The sequence below is a fragment of the Nesterenkonia massiliensis genome (assembly GCF_000455245.1).
Lineage (GTDB): Bacteria > Actinomycetota > Actinomycetes > Actinomycetales > Micrococcaceae > Nesterenkonia > Nesterenkonia rhizosphaerae.
This window is the reverse complement of record NZ_HG005165.1, coordinates 73,148-74,860: the sequence shown is the minus strand read 5'-3', so window position 1 is coordinate 74,860 and position 1,713 is coordinate 73,148. Positions and strand designations below refer to the sequence as shown.

The following is a 1,713-nucleotide window of genomic DNA, read 5'->3' as shown; positions in this document are numbered from 1 at the left end:
ATGGTCCCGAAGGAATGCCCCATCAGTACATCGTGCTCGTTCAAATCCAGCTGCTGCGCAAGAGCCCCCACAAATCCGGCATAGCGAGCTACCGTATGCTCCACGCGAGAGCCCTGGGCGTCCACCAGCGGGGATGTCTTCCCGAATCCTGGCAGGTCCGGGACAAACACCTCGAACTCTGGCAAAGCATCAACGATGAGCTGCATTCCGTGGTGATCACCGCGGAAACCATGGATCAGCAGAATGCGCGGCCGTTTCTGCGGACCTGCTGTGCCAGCACCAGGAGAGTACTGCCATAACGCAACCCGGGAGGTCAGGCCGCCGGGCCCGGCGTCGTCGTCGTTGAACTTCACGTTCAGCGTCTGCTGGTTGCCTGGTCGGTGGGGGTAGCCCACCCAATGCCGGGTTATATCTACGGTCTGTGCTGTCTCCACGGGATCAGCCTATCGGCGAGATAAAACCAACTAGACTAAGGCGAGTTGAATTTTCCGTGAAGGCGCATGCCGCGCCGCAAGACTACGACCTCGAGGTGCCCCACAGGTGAGCGAGACCCACGCTGAGAAGAAGGCCTACGACTTCCGTGAGATCGAAGCCCGCTGGCTTCCGTTCTGGGAAGAGGACGGCACGTTTGTGGTCGACCCCGCCGACGAGCGGCCTAAAAAGTACGTCTGCGATATGTTCCCCTACCCCTCGGGGGACCTGCACATGGGCCACGCCGAGGCCTTCGCCATCGGAGATGTGCCTGCCCGCTACGCCCGGCTGCGCGGCTATAACGTGCTGCACCCGATCGGCTGGGACTCCTTCGGCCTGCCCGCAGAGAACGCCGCGATCAAGAACAACGCGCACCCGGCCGAATGGACCTACAACAACATCGAGACCCAGGCCGCCAGCTTCAAACGCTACGGCCTCTCCATGGACTGGACCCGCCGGTTGCACACCTCCGACTCGCTCTACTACCGGTGGACCCAGTGGCTGTTCCTGCAGTTCTACAACCGCGGGCTGGCCTACCGGAAGAACTCGCCTGTCAACTGGTGCCCGAAGGATCAGACGGTGCTGGCCAATGAGCAGGTAGTGGGCGACGGCGTCTGCGAGCGTTGCGGAACCGCCGTCACCAAGAAGGCCCTGAACCAGTGGTACTTCAAGATCACCGAATACGCTGACCGGCTGCTGGAGGATATGGAGCAGCTGGAGGGCACCTGGCCCGAACGCGTGCTGGCTATGCAGCGCAACTGGATCGGCCGCTCCACCGGCGCGGAGGTGACCTACCAGATTGAAGGCGGTGAGCCGATCAGTGTCTTCACCACCCGTCCCGACACGCTCTACGGTGTGACGTTCATGGTGGTGGCCGCGGACGCGGATCTTGCCCTGGAGCTGGTCACCGATGCTCAGCGGGCCGAGTTGGAGGCCTACCGCGACAAGCTCGGCAGCGTCTCGGAGATCGAGCGGCAGTCCGCCGATCGTGAGCGTACCGGAGTCTTCCTGGGACGCTACGCCATCCACCCGCTGACCGGCGAGAAACTGCCGATCTGGGCCTCCGACTATGTGCTGGCCGATTACGGCACCGGTGCGGTAATGGGTGTTCCCGCCCACGACCAGCGCGACCTTGAGTTCGCCCGCGCCATGGGCATCTCGGTCAAGGTGGTAGTGGACACCGGTGAGGAGGATCCTGCTGAGACCGGTACCGCCACTGCCGGCGAGGGCGTGGCTATCAAC

The 1,713-nt window shown here is 63.0% G+C and carries 2 protein-coding genes; one reads left to right on the top strand and one right to left on the bottom strand.

Translation table 11 applies throughout. The annotated features are described in order from the left end of the window. A partial coding sequence (locus TX78_RS13415; RefSeq protein WP_147640382.1) for an alpha/beta fold hydrolase occupies nucleotides 1-434 on the bottom strand: 434 nt, incomplete at its 3' end. 106 nt (nucleotides 435-540) lie between these two features. On the opposite strand from TX78_RS13415, the gene TX78_RS00355 reads away from it, so the two are divergent. Further along, nucleotides 541-1,713 (top strand): class I tRNA ligase family protein (locus TX78_RS00355; protein ID WP_044492706.1); only part of this gene is annotated, 1,173 nt, incomplete at its 3' end.